15 protein-coding genes and 1 tRNA gene are annotated in these 15,750 nt (G+C 45.1%); 8 read left to right on the top strand and 8 right to left on the bottom strand.

The window, feature by feature from the left end:
• Positions 1–652, bottom strand: a 652-nt coding sequence (locus KVT36_RS17580) for a PAS domain S-box protein (protein WP_217604768.1), incomplete at its 3' end; no start/stop codon positions are given.
• A gap of 160 nt (positions 653–812) precedes the next feature.
• Between KVT36_RS17580 and KVT36_RS17575 the strand changes: the two genes are divergently transcribed.
• Complete coding sequence (locus KVT36_RS17575) at positions 813–1,502, top strand: porin family protein (RefSeq protein WP_217604767.1); 690 nt, start codon at positions 813–815, stop codon at positions 1,500–1,502.
• Positions 1,503–1,625: 123 nt separating this feature from the next.
• Here KVT36_RS17575 and KVT36_RS17570 read toward each other — a convergent pair whose 3' ends face one another.
• Together KVT36_RS17570 and KVT36_RS17565 are read right to left on the bottom strand one after the other, a co-directional pair.
• Positions 1,626–2,405, bottom strand: coding sequence for an enoyl-CoA hydratase-related protein (locus tag KVT36_RS17570; RefSeq protein WP_217604766.1), 780 nt, complete (start codon positions 2,403–2,405; stop codon positions 1,626–1,628).
• Positions 2,406–2,531: 126 nt separating this feature from the next.
• Complete coding sequence (locus KVT36_RS17565; protein WP_217604765.1) at positions 2,532–4,559, bottom strand: S9 family peptidase; 2,028 nt, start codon at positions 4,557–4,559, stop codon at positions 2,532–2,534.
• 246 nt (positions 4,560–4,805) lie between these two features.
• On the opposite strand from KVT36_RS17565, the gene hflX reads away from it, so the two are divergent.
• The 4 genes from hflX (at position 4,806) to KVT36_RS17545 (ending at position 8,518) form a co-directional block, all read left to right on the top strand.
• The gene (gene hflX, locus KVT36_RS17560) at positions 4,806–5,996 is read left to right on the top strand and encodes a GTPase HflX (protein ID WP_217604764.1); all 1,191 of its coding nucleotides are present in this window, start codon (positions 4,806–4,808) and stop codon (positions 5,994–5,996) included.
• 69 nt (positions 5,997–6,065) lie between these two features.
• Complete coding sequence (locus KVT36_RS17555; protein WP_217604763.1) at positions 6,066–6,413, top strand: Rieske 2Fe-2S domain-containing protein; 348 nt, start codon at positions 6,066–6,068, stop codon at positions 6,411–6,413.
• 101 nt (positions 6,414–6,514) lie between these two features.
• Positions 6,515–8,170, top strand: a complete 1,656-nt coding sequence (locus tag KVT36_RS17550) for a glycosyltransferase family 39 protein (RefSeq protein ID WP_254640065.1) — start codon at positions 6,515–6,517, stop codon at positions 8,168–8,170.
• A 274-nt stretch (positions 8,171–8,444) separates the two neighbouring features.
• Positions 8,445–8,518, top strand: a tRNA-Asn gene (locus KVT36_RS17545).
• A gap of 92 nt (positions 8,519–8,610) precedes the next feature.
• Here KVT36_RS17545 and KVT36_RS17540 read toward each other — a convergent pair.
• The 4 genes from KVT36_RS17540 to KVT36_RS17525 form a co-directional block, all read right to left on the bottom strand.
• Positions 8,611–9,477: an alpha/beta fold hydrolase gene (locus KVT36_RS17540; RefSeq protein WP_217604762.1), complete on the bottom strand. Its 867-nt coding sequence runs from the start codon at positions 9,475–9,477 to the stop codon at positions 8,611–8,613.
• Positions 9,478–9,524: 47 nt separating this feature from the next.
• Positions 9,525–10,106, bottom strand: a complete 582-nt coding sequence (locus KVT36_RS17535; RefSeq protein WP_217604761.1) for a suppressor of fused domain protein — start codon at positions 10,104–10,106, stop codon at positions 9,525–9,527.
• A 263-nt stretch (positions 10,107–10,369) separates the two neighbouring features.
• Positions 10,370–10,783, bottom strand: coding sequence for a VOC family protein (locus KVT36_RS17530; protein WP_217604760.1), 414 nt, complete (start codon positions 10,781–10,783; stop codon positions 10,370–10,372).
• A 176-nt stretch (positions 10,784–10,959) separates the two neighbouring features.
• Positions 10,960–11,625 carry a Type 1 glutamine amidotransferase-like domain-containing protein gene (locus KVT36_RS17525; RefSeq protein ID WP_217604759.1) on the bottom strand — a complete coding sequence of 222 codons (666 nt, stop codon included), beginning with the start codon at positions 11,623–11,625 and terminating at the stop codon, positions 10,960–10,962.
• A 302-nt stretch (positions 11,626–11,927) separates the two neighbouring features.
• On the opposite strand from KVT36_RS17525, the gene KVT36_RS17520 reads away from it, so the two are divergent.
• The 3 genes from KVT36_RS17520 to KVT36_RS17510 all read left to right on the top strand — a co-directional run bounded on the left by KVT36_RS17520 (position 11,928) and on the right by KVT36_RS17510 (position 15,016).
• Positions 11,928–13,325, top strand: coding sequence for a DUF6055 domain-containing protein (locus tag KVT36_RS17520; protein ID WP_217604758.1), 1,398 nt, complete (start codon positions 11,928–11,930; stop codon positions 13,323–13,325).
• A gap of 176 nt (positions 13,326–13,501) precedes the next feature.
• Positions 13,502–14,299, top strand: a complete 798-nt coding sequence (locus KVT36_RS17515; protein ID WP_217604757.1) for a hypothetical protein — start codon at positions 13,502–13,504, stop codon at positions 14,297–14,299.
• Positions 14,300–14,494: 195 nt separating this feature from the next.
• A complete protein-coding gene (locus tag KVT36_RS17510) occupies positions 14,495–15,016 on the top strand; it encodes a hypothetical protein (protein ID WP_217604756.1) in 522 nt (173 codons plus the stop codon).
• Positions 15,017–15,062: 46 nt separating this feature from the next.
• Here KVT36_RS17510 and KVT36_RS17505 read toward each other — a convergent pair whose 3' ends face one another.
• On the bottom strand, positions 15,063–15,560 hold the full coding sequence (locus KVT36_RS17505) for a hypothetical protein (protein ID WP_217604755.1): 498 nt from the start codon (positions 15,558–15,560) through the stop codon (positions 15,063–15,065).
• Between the last annotated feature and the right edge of the window lie 190 nt (positions 15,561–15,750).

The following is a 15,750-nucleotide window of genomic DNA, read 5'->3' as shown; positions in this document are numbered from 1 at the left end:
TACGAATTTCGTGGCTCATGTTGGCCAGGAACATTTCCTGCTGGCGTTTGGCATCTTCCGCTACTTTACGTGCATGGATCAGCTCCTGCTCATATTTAATGCGTTCAGAAATATCTTTCAGCCAGCATTGGTACCCTTTCATTTCACCATCTTTATAAAGTACTACTACTTCCTGCTCAACCCATTTCCGTTCCCCGTTCTTGGTAATGATCTGGAATTCCCGGTGTGTAACCGGTATTTTTTCCCTGACCTGCCGCAGGTAATATTGCATCAGCTCATCATACATTTCAGGGTCAATATGCATGGAATAGTGCTGTCCCAGCAGCTCTGCATCCGTATACCCGGTTAAGGCAGCGGCATGTTTGCTAACAAATGTAAAGTAGCCGCCCCTGTTGGTAACATAGAGTAATACATGAGCAGTTTGTATAAGCTGTAAATATTTGTGCTCACCTTCCTGCAGCTCTTTTTTGGCCTTTTCCAGCAGGCCCATGTCACGGTTCAGCCACAGCAGGGCTATTATGGAAACCAGGAGAATGGAGAGGTCCGTTACCAGGGGTAAACGCGCGGTAACCAGCAGCCAGGTAAAGCCGGCGGCATTAATGAGTAAGAAGATCAGGATAGGTTTTTTCAGTGGCATATTAAAGCTCTTCAAACCTAATGGTTAATGGAAAAGGGAATTGATGACTGTCAGGGGTCAAAAATAGGGTGTGAAATCGAGGTAGTGGGTTATTTTTTTAATGCTTGGGCTCTTTGTTTTATTCTATTTCCATTAGATTTGCCTAATTTTCTTTCTTTTAAGTCGTTATAACTGTATGAAAAAAATATTCTTTACCCTTGGGTTGATGGTGTTTTCGCTGAGCGTTTTTTCCCAGGAAGCTATGAACAAAGCCATGAACTCAGTGACCCGTTCCAGGGATTTTCTGGTGATATCCCTTACGTATGATGGCTGGGCCAACAAGCCGGATAGCGTAGGCACCGGGTTAAACCGGGGTTTTAATATAGCCTTCATGTACGATTTCCCTATTAATAAAACCAATTTAAGCCTGGCAGCAGGTTTAGGTATTGGTACCAGCGGCGTGTTCCTGAAAAACCACGTGCTGAATATGGATGACGCTACTACGGATGTTGCTAAATTCTCTACCGACAATACTTTTAAGAAGTATAAAGTAGCGACCACTTACCTGGAAATACCGCTGGAGCTGCGCTACCGTAGTGTGCCGGACAATGCCAACAAAGGCTTTAAAGTAGCTTTGGGTGTAAAGATCGGTAACCTGATGAATGCGCATACCAAAGAACGGAATAGCATAGGCGGCACGCGCAATACTGAAAAAATAGCTAACAAACGGTTCTTTAACTCCTGGCGTTATGCTGCTACTGCGCGTATTGGCCTGGGTAACTTAGCCTTGTTCGGTTCTTATAACCTGAACCCCCTGTTCAAGGATAATGGCAGCAATTTAGATATCAGGCCGTATTCTATAGGGATAGCGATCAGCGGACTGTAGTAAATTAATGTGCAAATATGCAAATGTGCGGATGTGCAGATGATGGATCATTTGCGCATCCGCATTTTTCATTGGCAAACACCATCATTTGCACATCTGCTTATCCGCACATCTGCACATTCTCTACTCTCCTTTGAATGCCGGTTTACGTTTTTCCATAAAAGCGCTTACTCCTTCCTTATAATCTGCAGAGCGGCCTGCAATTTCCTGGCAATAGGCTTCGTAATCCAGTATGGCATCCAGGTTCTCCGTCATGCCTTTGGTGAGCATTTTTTTCATGAGAGCAATGGCTTTGGTAGGTGCATTGGCGTAAAAGGCGGCTTCTGCCTGTACAGCGGCATCCAGCTCTTCTGCAGGTACTACTTTGTTCACCAGCCCTAATTGCAGTGCTTCCGGCGCCGTGAGCTTGGTAGCTTTGGTAGCCATCTCAAATGCACGGTGGTAGCCAATAGTACGTGGTAAAAAGTAAGAGCTGCCGGAATCCAGCACCAGCGCAATATTCACAAAGATCTCTATAAGGGTAGCGGTTTCGCTGGCAATGATCAGGTCACAGGCCAGGGCCAGTGAGCAGCCTGCGCCTGCAGCCACACCGTTCAGCTTACAGATAACAGGTTTAGGCAGGTTGCGGATAGCGCGGATAATGGGATTATAACGTTTATGCAGGGATTCGCTGAAGCTGCGGTTACCTGCTTCCTGAGAGGCTTTCAGATCCTGCCCGCTGCAAAAGGCTTTGCCGGTGCCGGTTAATACAATGGCCCGCACAGCGGTATCTTTTTCTACCTGTTTCAGGGCATCCTGTAATTCATAGCTCAGCGGATCATTGAAGGCATTGTATACCTCCGGCCGGTTAAGGGTAATGGTGGCGATGCCGTTTTGGGTGTTGAGTAAGAGGGACGTGGACATATGATTGTAATTACGGATTATCAATTACGAATGATGCTTAACGCGGAACCCGTAATGCTGAAAGCTGATTATGTTTTGTTAGAACAAGCGTTAAGCCTTCAGCATTACGCGTTAAGCGTAAATCAACTACAGCGTTTCTTTCAGCCAGCTGAAAAATTCCCGCTGCCATACCAGCGCGTTCTGCGCACGCAATACCCAGTGATTTTCTTCAGGGAAGTACAGCAATTTGCTTTTAATGCCTTTTAGCTGCGCCAGCTGAAAAGCCTGTAAGCCCTGCTCTATACCTACCCGGAAATCAATACCACCCTGCACAATAAGGATGGGTGTATTCCATTTGTTAGCGTAATTGCTGGGGTTAAACTCCTGGTGGCTTTTTGCATTAGCAGCCTCCCAGGGAGCGCCAATATCCCAGTTGGCAAACCACATTTCTTCTGTGGTGCCGTACCAGCTTTTGAGGTCAAATAAACCATCGTGCGCAATAAAAGTTTTAAAACGGTTGTTGTGCACACCGGCCAGCATGTACACGGAGTAACCGCCGTAGCTGGCGCCTACTGCGCCCAGGCGGCTTTTATCTACATAGGGTTCCTGGCTTACAGCATCAATGGCGCTCAGGTAATCGCGGATGGGTTGTCCGCCCCAGTCTTTACTGATAGATGCATTCCACTCCACCCCATGCCCCGGCATGCCGCGGCGGTTGGGCGCTACCACAATATAACCCTGTGAGGCAATGAGCTGAAAGTTCCAGCGGTAAGAGTAGAACTGTGATACGGCTGCCTGCGGGCCACCCTGGCAATACAATAAGGTGGGGTATTTTTTAGCAGGGTCAAAGTCCGGCGGATAGATGACCCAGGTCAGCATCTCTTTGTTATCCGTGGTTTTAACCCAGCGCTTTTCTATTTTACACATGCCGGTTTTGTCGTACACGGCTTTGTTTACAGTGGTTAGCGGCTGCAGGCTGCCTTTGGGAAGGCTTACAGTGAATAGCTCTGTGGCATGGTTCATATCCTGGCGGGATACTACCAGCGTGTTGCCTGCCTGTCCTACAAAACCGGTAATATCAAAATCACCGGTAGTAACCTGGCGTATATGCTTAGCCGTGGTAGCGGCAATATCTTTTTGCAGGCTGATCTCCAGCAGCTGTTCCGTACCTTTTATCACGGCCAGGAAAAACAGCTGTTTACCATCCAGGCTCCAGCGTATAGCCGATGCCGTACCATCCCATTCTTTGGTGAGGTTGGTGATCTTACCGCTGCTGCGTTCCATTACCACCACATCATTTTTATCAGCTTCAAAACCATCCTGCGCCATGCTGGTCCAGGCCAGGTGTTTGCCATCGGGGCTAAAAACGGGGCTTACATCATAGCCCATCATGCCCTGGCTCAGGTTGCGGGTACTGCGGGTTTCAAGGTTGTACTCGTAAATATCGGTGTTGGTGCTGGTGGCATAATCTTTCCCGAATTTCTTTTTGCATACGTACAGGATGCTTTTACCATCCGGCGCCCATATCATATCTTCTGCGCCGCCAAAGGGCATTTGCGGGGCGTCATAGGGCTCTCCTTCCATGATATCTACAGGAGTGCCTACCTGGCCGTTATCATAGGTAGCATAAAATACGTGCTGAAAGTTGCCGTCTTCCCAGGTATCCCAGTGGCGGTAGTTCAGGTTGTCGTAGATCTGCACGTTGGATTTAGGCAGGTCGGGGTAAAAGTCGCTGCCGCTTACTTTTTTGATCTTCACGTCTTTGGAAAACAGGATGTGTTTTCCGTCCGGCGAGATGCGGATGTTCTGCATACCGCCTTCTACATTTGTTTTTTGTACGGCGTTGGTGCCGTCGGCATTCATTTCCCACCATTGGTCTTTCAGGGAATAGCCGATCTGCTGGCCCTGCAGGGCGGCAATACCGTTTTCGCCCCCGGGCTGTTGTGTGATCTGTTTGGCTTCGCCGCCGGTAAGGGGAATGGCGTACAGGTTCTTTTCACTTTTGTTTTCGGCAATGTTATACTGTGTTACACCGTAAATAACGGTTTTGCCGTCTGCTGTCAGAGCTTCGCCGCTCACCCGCCCCAGCTGCCAGAGCAGCTCGGGCGTCATTTTATCCTGCGCCATGGTCATAGTAGAGATCAATAATCCTGTCAGTAAAAAAGGTTTATACATGGTTGTAACCGGTTTTTTGGATGGCTAAATGTAGGAAAATTTAGACCACGGTCCGCGGACTACAGACGACAGCCTGCTGCGATTTTGGGATTACCGGGGTAAATAATGGCCGGTATGGTCATCGTTTTGGAAGACGGGAAATACTTAACGGCCAGCAGAGCACAGACAACCGCCTGGCGGGGCTATGGACCGTTGTCCGTGGACTGTGGTCCAGAATTACTAATTTTGCCTAAATTTTTATAAGCATTGTTAGATAAGCAGAAAGTAGTTCAACAAGAGGAAAAGGCAGTTATTGTGGGATTGATCCACCAGGAACAGACGGAACGCCAGGTGCAGGAGTACCTGGACGAGCTGGCCTTCCTGGCAGAAACCGCCGGCGCAATTACCGTTAAACGGTACACGCAAAAGCTGGCGCATCCGGACCGGGCTACCTTTATAGGTAAGGGCAAGCTGGAAGAGATCAGGCAGTTCATCTTCGGGAAAGATATTTCATTAGTAATATTTGATGATGAGTTAACCGGCTCGCAGATCTCCAATATTGAAAAGGTGCTGAAAGCGAAGGTAATAGACCGCAGTGACCTGATACTGGACATCTTTGCCCGCCGCGCCCGTACAGCACAGGCCAAAGTGCAGGTAGAGCTGGCGCAGTACCAGTACATACTGCCCCGCCTGCGTGGTATGTGGACGCACCTGGAACGTTTGGGTGGCGGTATTGGTACCAGGGGCCCTGGTGAAACGGAAATTGAAACGGACCGCCGTATTGTAAAGGATAAAATATCCCTGCTGCGTAAACGCCTGGGCGAAATAGACAAACAGGCCCTCACCCAGCGCAAGGAACGGGGAGAATACATTCGTGTAGCCCTGGTAGGTTATACCAACGTGGGCAAAAGCACCATTATGAACCTCATCAGCAAAAGCGAGGTGTTTGCAGAGAACAAGCTGTTTGCCACACTGGACACTACTACCCGTAAAGTGGTGTTTGAGCAAACGCCTTTTTTGCTCAGTGATACCGTAGGGTTCATCCGCAAGCTGCCCCACCATTTAGTGGAAAGCTTTAAATCCACGCTGGATGAGGTGCGCGAAAGTGATATCCTGCTGCATGTAGTGGATATCTCACATCCCCAGTATGAGGACCAGGTAGAAGTGGTGAACCGCACTTTGCAGGAGCTGAAGGCCCTTGACAAGCCCACCATCATGATCTTTAACAAGATGGACTTGTACGAGGAGCAGACCTTTGACAAATGGCTGGCCCCTGAAGTAAAACAGGATATTTTACGTCAGCTGAAGGAAACCTGGGAACAGAAAACCAATGGCAACTGCGTGTTCATATCTGCCCTGGAACGCCGCAACATTGAGGAGCTGCGTAAAACCATTATGGATAAAGTGATGACCCTGTACCGGGAGCGCTATCCTTACAAATCGGAATATTTTTATTAGAATAGCTGAATGGTTACAGGGTGATGGTGAATCCGCCACACATCCTGTAACCATTTAACAATAAAACCCATGGCCAAGCAATACACCTGGTATAAGATAGATGCGGAGAATTTGATAGTAGGAGAACAGGAGATCATAACTGTGGACGTAAACGGTAAAACCATCTGTTGTACCCAGTATCAGTCACAGCTATACGCTTTTGCATACAAATGCCCGCATGCCAGTGGTATTATGGCCGATGGTTTTATTGACAATGATGGTAATGCGGTGTGCCCCATACACCGTTACCGGTTTAGTGTTAAGAACGGGTATAACAGCAGCGGGGAGGGATATTACCTGAAAACCTATCCTATTGAAAAGCGGGAGGACGGGGTATATATAGGTATGGAGAAGAGCGGCCTGTTTGGGTGGCTGTGATGTTAGCAATTAGCTGTTAGTAGTTAGCTATTAGCCATTAATTTTCTGTTAATAGTACCTTACGTGGTGCTATCAATATTCCATAGCTGTATTTTTTCCTCATGATCTCCGATACAAACGAAAGGCAGGTCAGCCTGCTTATAATAGGTTTACTTATTTTCATGAATTTCACCGGCCTTAATATCACCATTATGGAGCCGGATGGTGCGCTGTATGCAGGTATTGCGAAGTATATGGTGCAGCATCATGATTACTGGAACCTGTTTGCTGACGGGCACGACTGGCTGGATAAACCGCATTTTCCATTCTGGATGATGTGCCTCAGCTACCAGGTATTTGGTTTTACCACTGCAGCATATAAGCTCCCTGCTATTTTATTTTTGCTGGCAGGAGCTGCTTATACCTACCTCTTTGCCCGGCGCTTGTATGATGAGCAGGTGGCCCGCTGGGCAGTTTGCATTTTGCTAACTGCAGAGCATATCGTGATCTCCAATAACGATGTACGGGCGGAGCCTTACTTAACAGGACTGATCATCGGAGGTGTGTATCATTTATACCGCAGCCAGCGCTCCACATTCAATTACGATGTATTACTGGGGGCGCTGCTCACCGCCTGCGCCATTATGACCAAAGGCATTTTTGCGCTGGTACCTATTAGCGGCGCTATTGCGGGCCATTTGGTGTTTACGAAGCAATGGAAACAGCTGCTTCATTTCCGCTGGCTGATTGCCGCTATATTGATCGCAGCATTCATTACACCGGAGTTATATGCCCTTTACCAGCAGTTTGACCTGCACCCGGAAAAAGTGGTGTTTGGCAAAACAGGGGTTTCCGGTATCCGTTTCTTTTTCTGGGACAGCCAGTTTGGGCGCTTCGCCAATACGGGGCCCATTAAAGGCGCGGGGGATCCTACTTTTTTCTTTCATACGGCGCTGTGGGCCTTTTTGCCCTGGTCTGTGATGTTATATGCCGCGGTGGTGGTGTTCTTTAAAAATCGGCGGCAGGCCCTGGAGTATTACTGCATTAGCGGGGCGCTGCTGACGTTTGCACTGTTTTCTTTGTCGCGGTTCCAGCTGCCGCATTATCTGAATATCGTTTTCCCGTTCTTCGCCATTTTAACGGCGCAGTATGTGCTGGGGATGAAGGCCGTTAAATTCTTCCGCATTACGCAGTATACCATTATGATCATTATTGCGGTGGCTATATTGGGTTTGGGCGTGCTTTACCAGCCAATACTGAATTATTATGCCCTGTTTTGCATGCTGCTGGGACTTTTGCTGTTCTTACTACTGCCCCGCTGGCTAGGCAATGGTACGCTGGTGCTGGTGTTCTTCCGTACCTGCGCGGCTAGCCTGGTGCTGAATATTTTCCTGAACCTGGTGCTGTACCCGGATATGATCCGCTACCAGAGCGGGAGCACCATTGCCCGGCATGTGAACCGGTATTTCCCCGGTGTGCCGGTAGATTTCTGGAAAGGACAGTCGTATTCTCTGGAGTTTTACCTGCATACACCCCTGCAGCGATACGATAGCGCCGGTTTGCGCCAGGCAGTGGCAGGCGGGCCGGTATTGCTGGTAATGAACCCTTCAGAAGCGGATACTTTGCAGCGGCAGGGGTATAATTGCCAGCTGGTAAGGGAATTTGTGCAGTTTTATGTGACCAAGCTGGATCTGGAGTTTGTGAATAATAAGACGCGGGGAAGAGCGGTAGGGAGAAGGTGGCTGGTGCTGGTAATGCCGGGGAGGGATGGGAGGTGATTGTTTTGGGATGGGGTGTGAAGAAATGGCGCAGGGGATGATCGGTAATGTGACTCGAAAAACCGTATTCTGAAGGGATATTTTGTAAAACTTGCCACCTATGCTACGGTTATTGGTGTATTGCGGGTACAGTCGTGTCTGGGGAAGCGGCCAGGGTGGGGCATTACAGAGGTTTATTGAAAAAAGTTGAGAATAGATTTTGCAAAATTCAAAAATTACCTATTTTTGCAATCCCAATTTGCGATTGAGGTTCAATTAGTGAAAAGGGAAATATTCCTCCTTAGCTCAGTTGGTTAGAGCATCTGACTGTTAATCAGAGGGTCGCTGGTTCAAGTCCAGCAGGGGGAGCGAAGAAACGAAAGGCTTGCAGTGATGCAGGCCTTTTTCTTTTTAAAGATGCGCCTCATTCTTGCCCTCATCAAAAAAAAACGAGCTACTCATCAATGCTCCTTAAAAAAATCACTAATAAGATTCAACACCTCATCAAAATTTGTTTCAAGCACCCAATGACTACCATCAATAATATGGACCTGGGCATCAGGTAAGTCCCTCTTGTAACAGGCAGCCTCCTCCACATTAAAAAACGGATCATATTTTCCCCATATGACAAGGGCAGGAGGTTGATGAACACGGAAATACTCCTGAAAGGCAGGGAACATTTTCATATGATTCTTATAATCACATTTCAGTTCATATTGCATATCGATATTACCAGGCCTTTTCATCGAATCCCAATCAAGCATCCATAATTCAGGACTTAGTGTTGATAGCAATTCTTCAGGTAATCCTGCAGTATATTGCCACTTCACGCCTTCTTCGCTTAGGAATGCGTAAAGTTTTTTCTTTTTTTCAGGAGTAGGATTTTCCCAATAATCCCTCATTTCATCCCATATCCCATAAACGCCTTCTTCGTATGCATTGCCGTTTTGCACAATTAATCCTTCGATCTTTTCAGGATGGTTTAAGCATAGTTGAAGACCGACAGGAGCTCCATAGTCGTGAAGATAGATCGTAAATGTCTTTAGGTTTATCTCATCCGTAAACTTGTTCATACAAGTCCCAATATTCCTGAAGGAATATTCAAATTGATCTTTAGATGGAAAAGCGCTGAATCCAAATCCGGGGAAATCCGGAGCAACCAGATGAAGCCTGTCTGATAAAGCTGTCATCAGATTTTTAAACATTACGGACGAGGTTGGGAAACCAGGTAAGAGTAATATGGATGGGTTTTTCCTATCTCCGGCCTCACGGTAGAAAATATCAATACCATCAACTTTAATGGATCGGTTAAATATCTGCCTACTCATGCTTGTGTACCGATCAAAGATTGTGCCCCGAGGCTATCAATATTGAATCATCTCCCCGTTACCAGGCACTTCCGATTGGGATTAATATAATCAAGGCTTTTCTCTTCAAATAATTGTTCCAGCGCTTCACAACCATTCTCAATCTTATAATCTCTTTCTTCTTTTGTTATCGGAATAAGCCAATAACAATGAATTTCATTGCCTTCAAAATTAAACAGCTCCAGATTCTGTCCGTCCAGATAAGGTAATGATATAAAACCGTGATCGCAGATGGAATTATCCAACCAGGATTGGCCAATATTGACGGTATGATGGATATTTAGAGGCAGACCGGTTCTATGATAGGAGGCACAATAAGTCATTAGCTCAACCAGCTTAACGTCTATTTTCGGGGAAAAGGCAAACAGCTCAATCAGGTTATCATCTATTCTATCGGCAGACATACCTACCGTGCAATAAGTAAATACACCATGGCGCTTGTTTGGAGGAATTTCGAGTACAGAGAAATCAGGATGTAACTTCTCCCTGGAGCCTTTATCAAGCACGTTTTTCCTTCCAGCCTGGTCAAAATAGTGCTGATAATGCTGCTTAAGCTGATCTATATATTGTTTTGAATCCAGGACCTGCATCTTTATGTAATAAAATTACAGCTTAAAGATAAGTATTAGGTAGAATTCCCCTTGTGTTGAAGTTAGCTATTGGCACCAGAAGAGATGTGCTTTCAGGTAAATTAGCAAAAGCCACTACGTAGATCACGATAGACGTAAACATAAAAACCGGATCCTTTAGTCCGGCCTTTACGTTTTTTATTAAGGTTCGGTTATAGCAGTTGCAAATATTTCTCCTATGTAGAGCTAAAAAGATTTGCCCTGTCTTTTGAAGCTATCAGTTGTTAGCTCTGATGCTCAGGCATGCCTTTAGGGTCCATCCAAATAAATTCCCAATGGTGGCCATCGAGGTCCTCAAAACTGTGTTGGTACATAAAGCCGTAGTCGCTGGCTGGATTAGGTATCGTGGCGCCTGCTGCTTCTGCTTTGTGTACCATTTCGTTAACGGCATCTTTACTATCGGCAGATAAGGCAATAGAGCACTCCACCGATTTGTGGGCATCTATAATTTCCTTTTTAGTAAAAGTCTGAAAAAAAGTTTCTATAAGCAGCATTACATATATGGTATCGCTGATGATCATACAGGCTGCTTTCTCATCGGTAAATTGCGGGTTAAAAGTGTAACCAAGTTTGGTGAAAAACTCTTTAGATCTGTTGAGGTCTTTAACCGGCAGGTTCACAAAGATTTGAGTTGCCATAAGTGTTTTCTGATTTAGTTTATTCAAAGGTATAGTAATGCCAGGTACATGCAGATGTGCAAAAACGACAAGTTAAGGGGGGAATTACGACTTTTGTTATGTCGAAGCAATGTTGGGGTGCTTGCTCCCATATCGAATATTGTTCGGCTTTTTAAGACACTTACTTCTCTCATAGCTTACGGCCCCAATAGCTTCCAATGTCCCTCTGAGATAACCTCAATAGAACCATCAATAACTTTAATGGCTGTCTGATCATCAATCGCATATGACAGCATGGGTAATGTTGCAGCCAGTTTTTCAATGTTGTCCAGTGAATTTTCCGGGAACCACTCATGATCCAGATGCGGATGCAGTGCAAAATCAACCAGCCCCAATGATCTATCGCTTTCCGCTGGCAGCGTATGGTTATTGTATGTTGTTCCAAAGCGGGTCATCACCATACTCCCGGCGCTCAAGCCCACATAGACCGTCTTGTGCAGCAGCGATGGCAATAGGTCTGCCAGCCCTGACTGTTTCATCCAGTAACACAAATACTGGCAGTCGCCGCCTCCAACAAGCAAGGCGTCAGTCTGCTGCAGCATGGGAATCCAAAGCTCTTGTTTGATACTAGGCAGTGCGGTGAGTTCAAGTAGTCCCAACGACTTCCAACCTAGTTCGCAGAAAGGGTCGCCTAGTAATCCACGGATCACCCGCCGTGCTATGTCAGTACCGCCGGATATTGCATAGATCGCGGTGGGTACGAAAAGGGCGCTTGCCTCGGCAACGGGTTTGCCCAGGAGGTCAACCAGCGCGTTGTGAATGCTTGTGTTGCTGATGCCGGCAGAAGTGAGAAGAAGCTTCATGGCTTTTGCTTTTATTATATCAATACCTGCTTCATGAAAAGCTCGTAGTCGTCAATAGCTAAAGTTAATTTAAAGCTTGAAACAAATCGTAAAAAAAGCAGCTGTATGCGGACAAACGTAGCCCGTCATTAGCAGTAATATTCAGCGGTCAAGTTAACGATCCAACGTTCCGAAAATACTTCCGAATGCTACAAGCCAATCTCCGCTTATCCACAACCAGTCAATATCCGAACATGCTTAGTTAAATACAATGAAATACTAACCCACAACGAAACCTATCTTAGTATTAAACCCAACTAAAAATGACAAAACCTATCCTCTACCTGATTGTAGCTATCAGTACAACCCTTTTTTCCTGTTCTAAAAAAACCATCCCCGAACCATCGGGTAAAGTACTATCCGCTAAAGCGCTTGCTGCTGCTAAAAAAGTGTATATCCCGAAAGTCATTTGGAACGTTCCGAATAATAATGACTACAACAATGATGCAAGCCTTTACAGCAATAAACGAAGAGCCGAATCAGACGATTTTGTAGCATTCTGGGCAAAGGACTTTGGCGCCACGCCGGCTACCAATACAGATCCCAATAAAAGATTTGATATAGTCCGGATCCTCCAGGAGTGTGAAAGATTTTTTCAATACTATGCAGATACATTAAAATTTGTTGAAAAAGGAAGATCCGTTTCCGACACACTAAAAGCGCTGATATATGTAACCAACTCCACAGATGGTACGGCTTATGGTGGCGGCGCTGAAAATAAGGTAGGGATACTTTGGGTTACTCCTCCCCGTATTAATATGCAGCCTTTTGGTGCAGTAGCGCACGAGCTGGGGCATGTCTTCCAATATTATGTTCATGCAGATGGCCGCTGGGGATATACTTCCTCTCCGCAGGGAAGTAATGGCCAAACCATATTTGAAATGACATCCCAATACATGCTTTGGCAGGTATATCCCACCTGGTTAACTTTTGAGAATTACCATTTACAGGCATTTATGCAGTATACCAATTATGCCTTTTTGCATGAGATCAACCAATACCGTTCCCCTTTTGTATTGGAATATTGGTCCAATAAACGGGGAAAGGATTTTGTTGCAAAGCTTTGGAAAGGCGCTCAACGTGGCGAAGATGCAGTTGCAACCTATAAGCGGATCACGGGCATAGATCAAAAGACGTTCAATGACGAGATGTTCGATGCTTCCAGGAGATTTGTAACCTGGGACATGCCCAGGATAGAGACTGTTGCCAAACAGTATGCTAACCAACATATATCTAAATTGAATGTGTCTCCTAATAGTGGGTGGTATAGGATCAGCCCTGATGTATGTCCTCAAAATTATGGCTACAATGCTATCAGGCTGGATGTGCCGGCTGCCGGCACCAATATCCGGTTACAATTCAAGGGTCTTGCCGGCCAGCCTGGATTCCAGAGTATCAAAGTTGACAAGGCCGGCTGGAGATATGGCTTTTTAGCTGTAAAAACAGACGGCTCCCGTGTGTATGGGGATACCTATAGCAATGCCAGCGGAGATGTTAGTTTTGCTTTGCCGGCAAATACTGCTTTCCTGTGGCTGGTAGTTAGTGGTGCCCCCACTGAGCACTGGGAACATTTAAATGATAATAACGACAGCAATGATGAACAATGGCCGTATGAGATCAAACTGGATGGAACGACTATTAATAAAGCCTTTATAAAATAACCTGGGTTTTAAAGCCTGTAAACCACAGGGCGTAAATACAAACAGCCTGACAAGATCGTCAGGCTGTTTGTATTTACTGGCTTAGTTACCGTAAAGAATTAATTTTTATTAATAAATTTATTCAATGTTTGCAGGGGATGTGCATTATCCTTATTCATGAAATTATACAAAGCCCAATGGATTTCAATTTTTACGACCTATACAAAGATTATTCAACCGCCGATCTACTCAAAATAGTCAACCGCCCGGACGACTATCAACCTGCAGCGATTGACGCTGCTACCAGGATCCTGCAGGAAAGACATGTATCAGAAGCGGACATACAGGAAGCAAATAATATTACCCTTGTAGATCAACTTAATAAAGAAAGCATAATTGCCTATAAAGAAAAAGCGAAAGATTTTTTAGAACCTGTTTTACAACCATCTACTGAAGTACAACCGCAAAAATGGTTGAATATTTTGTTGCTGGTTGTTGCGATTCAATATGTATGGACCTTTTTTATAAATGGCAGGGATATAATTAATTTTATTGCTGCCGTGATGGACTGTGAAAAGTATGGAGACAGCTTACTGCATGAAACAGTTACCTATTGGAGCTGCTTTTCCAGCAGGTTTAATGTGATGCTGTTTTTTGAGCTGTTTTCGCTGATATACATGCCGGTAACTTTGTACTTACTGTATAAAAAGCATCGTTGGGGTTGGATCATTTTTTTTATAGACAGCGTGTTTGTATTCGTTAATACATTAGGGCTGGTCTTTCTGTTCTTTAAATACCAGCACATTTACCACGTTAACCCTACGTCTTATTTATTCCAGCTTTTAATACGGGGAGCTCTTGTCTTCTTTTTATGGGGAGATAATATTGCAATGCATTTTGGAGTAACACGGCAAATAAAAAGAAAACTAGCGTTGACGACCGTTGTAATTACATTGTTATTAGTTGTCGGCGTAAGGATCATACGTTATTTATAATAACTATAAACGTTTTAAATGCCTATCCGCGCTAATTGGACCTGTTGCCGGTTCACGTTTGCCCTAAAAAATAACACCGTCGCATCCCCGTTTTGAAAAACTTCCTTATATTTATCAACTGAGTACAATTGGGTTTATGCAGCATTTAACATACAATGCCTGCTCATTTAGCTTAAAAAATAACCACAGATACCTATGAAAAAACTAATCTTTGGCGCTATTGCCATGACAAGCTTCGCAGTCTCAATTTTAATTTTCCAAATAAGTTGTAAGAAAGATGTTACTGCGCAAACAGGCACTTATGTTTTAACACCTGCAACAACTTCTAAATTAGGTGGAGTTATAGTAGACGGCACCTCCATCCAGGTAGATGCAGCAGGTAAAATTTCTGCTATTAGCAGCCCTGCAAATACCGGCAGTATTATTTTATATAACAGGCGCGCTACAGACACCGCTCCTGATGAGTTATGGAAAGCTAACCTGGATGGCAGCGGACAACAGAAGATAAACATAACACTACCTGCCGGTTTGGTGTTAAATCTTTCAGATGGCGGCGCAATGAAGCTCACTCCGGACAATCAGCGGGTAATATTTCTTGTGAGGAACAGTAGTACATCGCAGGATTATATTTACTCCTGTAAGATTGATGGCACAGATGTGAAGAAGCTGGTAGATGGTCCTGCGAGTGGCGGGCTTGAACTGGGGGCCGTTAATTAAAATATTAATCCGGGAAAGGTCCGCCTAAGCAACCTTTCCCGGATTATTACTTCTTTCCCCCACTCATCAACTCCTTCAACCCTCTCTTCAACATACTATACAAACTCCCCGCACCTACCAGCAACATCGGCACACCTATAAAAGCATACCACCCCGGATGCTTCTTTCCCTTTGAATACTCATACTGTTTGCAGGGATCATTAGTTAAATAAGAATCCGGATTCGTGGGATCATACCAAACATCCACCGTCGGGTTCTTAGGCATACCACTGGTAGTATAGCTGCCAGTTTGTGTTTGGCCATCCACCATAAATGTAAAAGTGAATTTGTTCATCTTGGTACCGCTGGAACCCTTAATAACTTTGATAGTCGTTTCCGTATAAGTGGAGTCTAAGAACCCGGTCGTTTTCACAGAACCTTTGCAAAGCTGTTCGTACTTTTTCAGGCTTTCATCAGATGGCGATGAAAGTCCTTTGTCTGTTAATTGCCAGCCGAAATAGGTAAGTACTATGGCAGCTATCAGGGAAAAAATAATTCTTTTCATGACTATAGGTTGACTGATTAGTGTATACAGGGATAAAGGAGGCTACGAAAAAATGAATTGTCCCGGTTTTAACATGACAAATATAACCATAAATATTATAATTTAAATATATGCTTTGGGCGCTAATAGAAAGGCAAATAGTTAGGATTTTTATATTAGCCTGTAATTTTATTCTGGAAGGAACAGTTAC

Source organism: Chitinophaga sp. GbtcB8 (assembly GCF_019091455.1).
Lineage (GTDB): Bacteria > Bacteroidota > Bacteroidia > Chitinophagales > Chitinophagaceae > Chitinophaga.
Note: the sequence above shows the minus strand (reverse complement) of the source record. Positions and strands in the feature narration are given on the sequence as shown.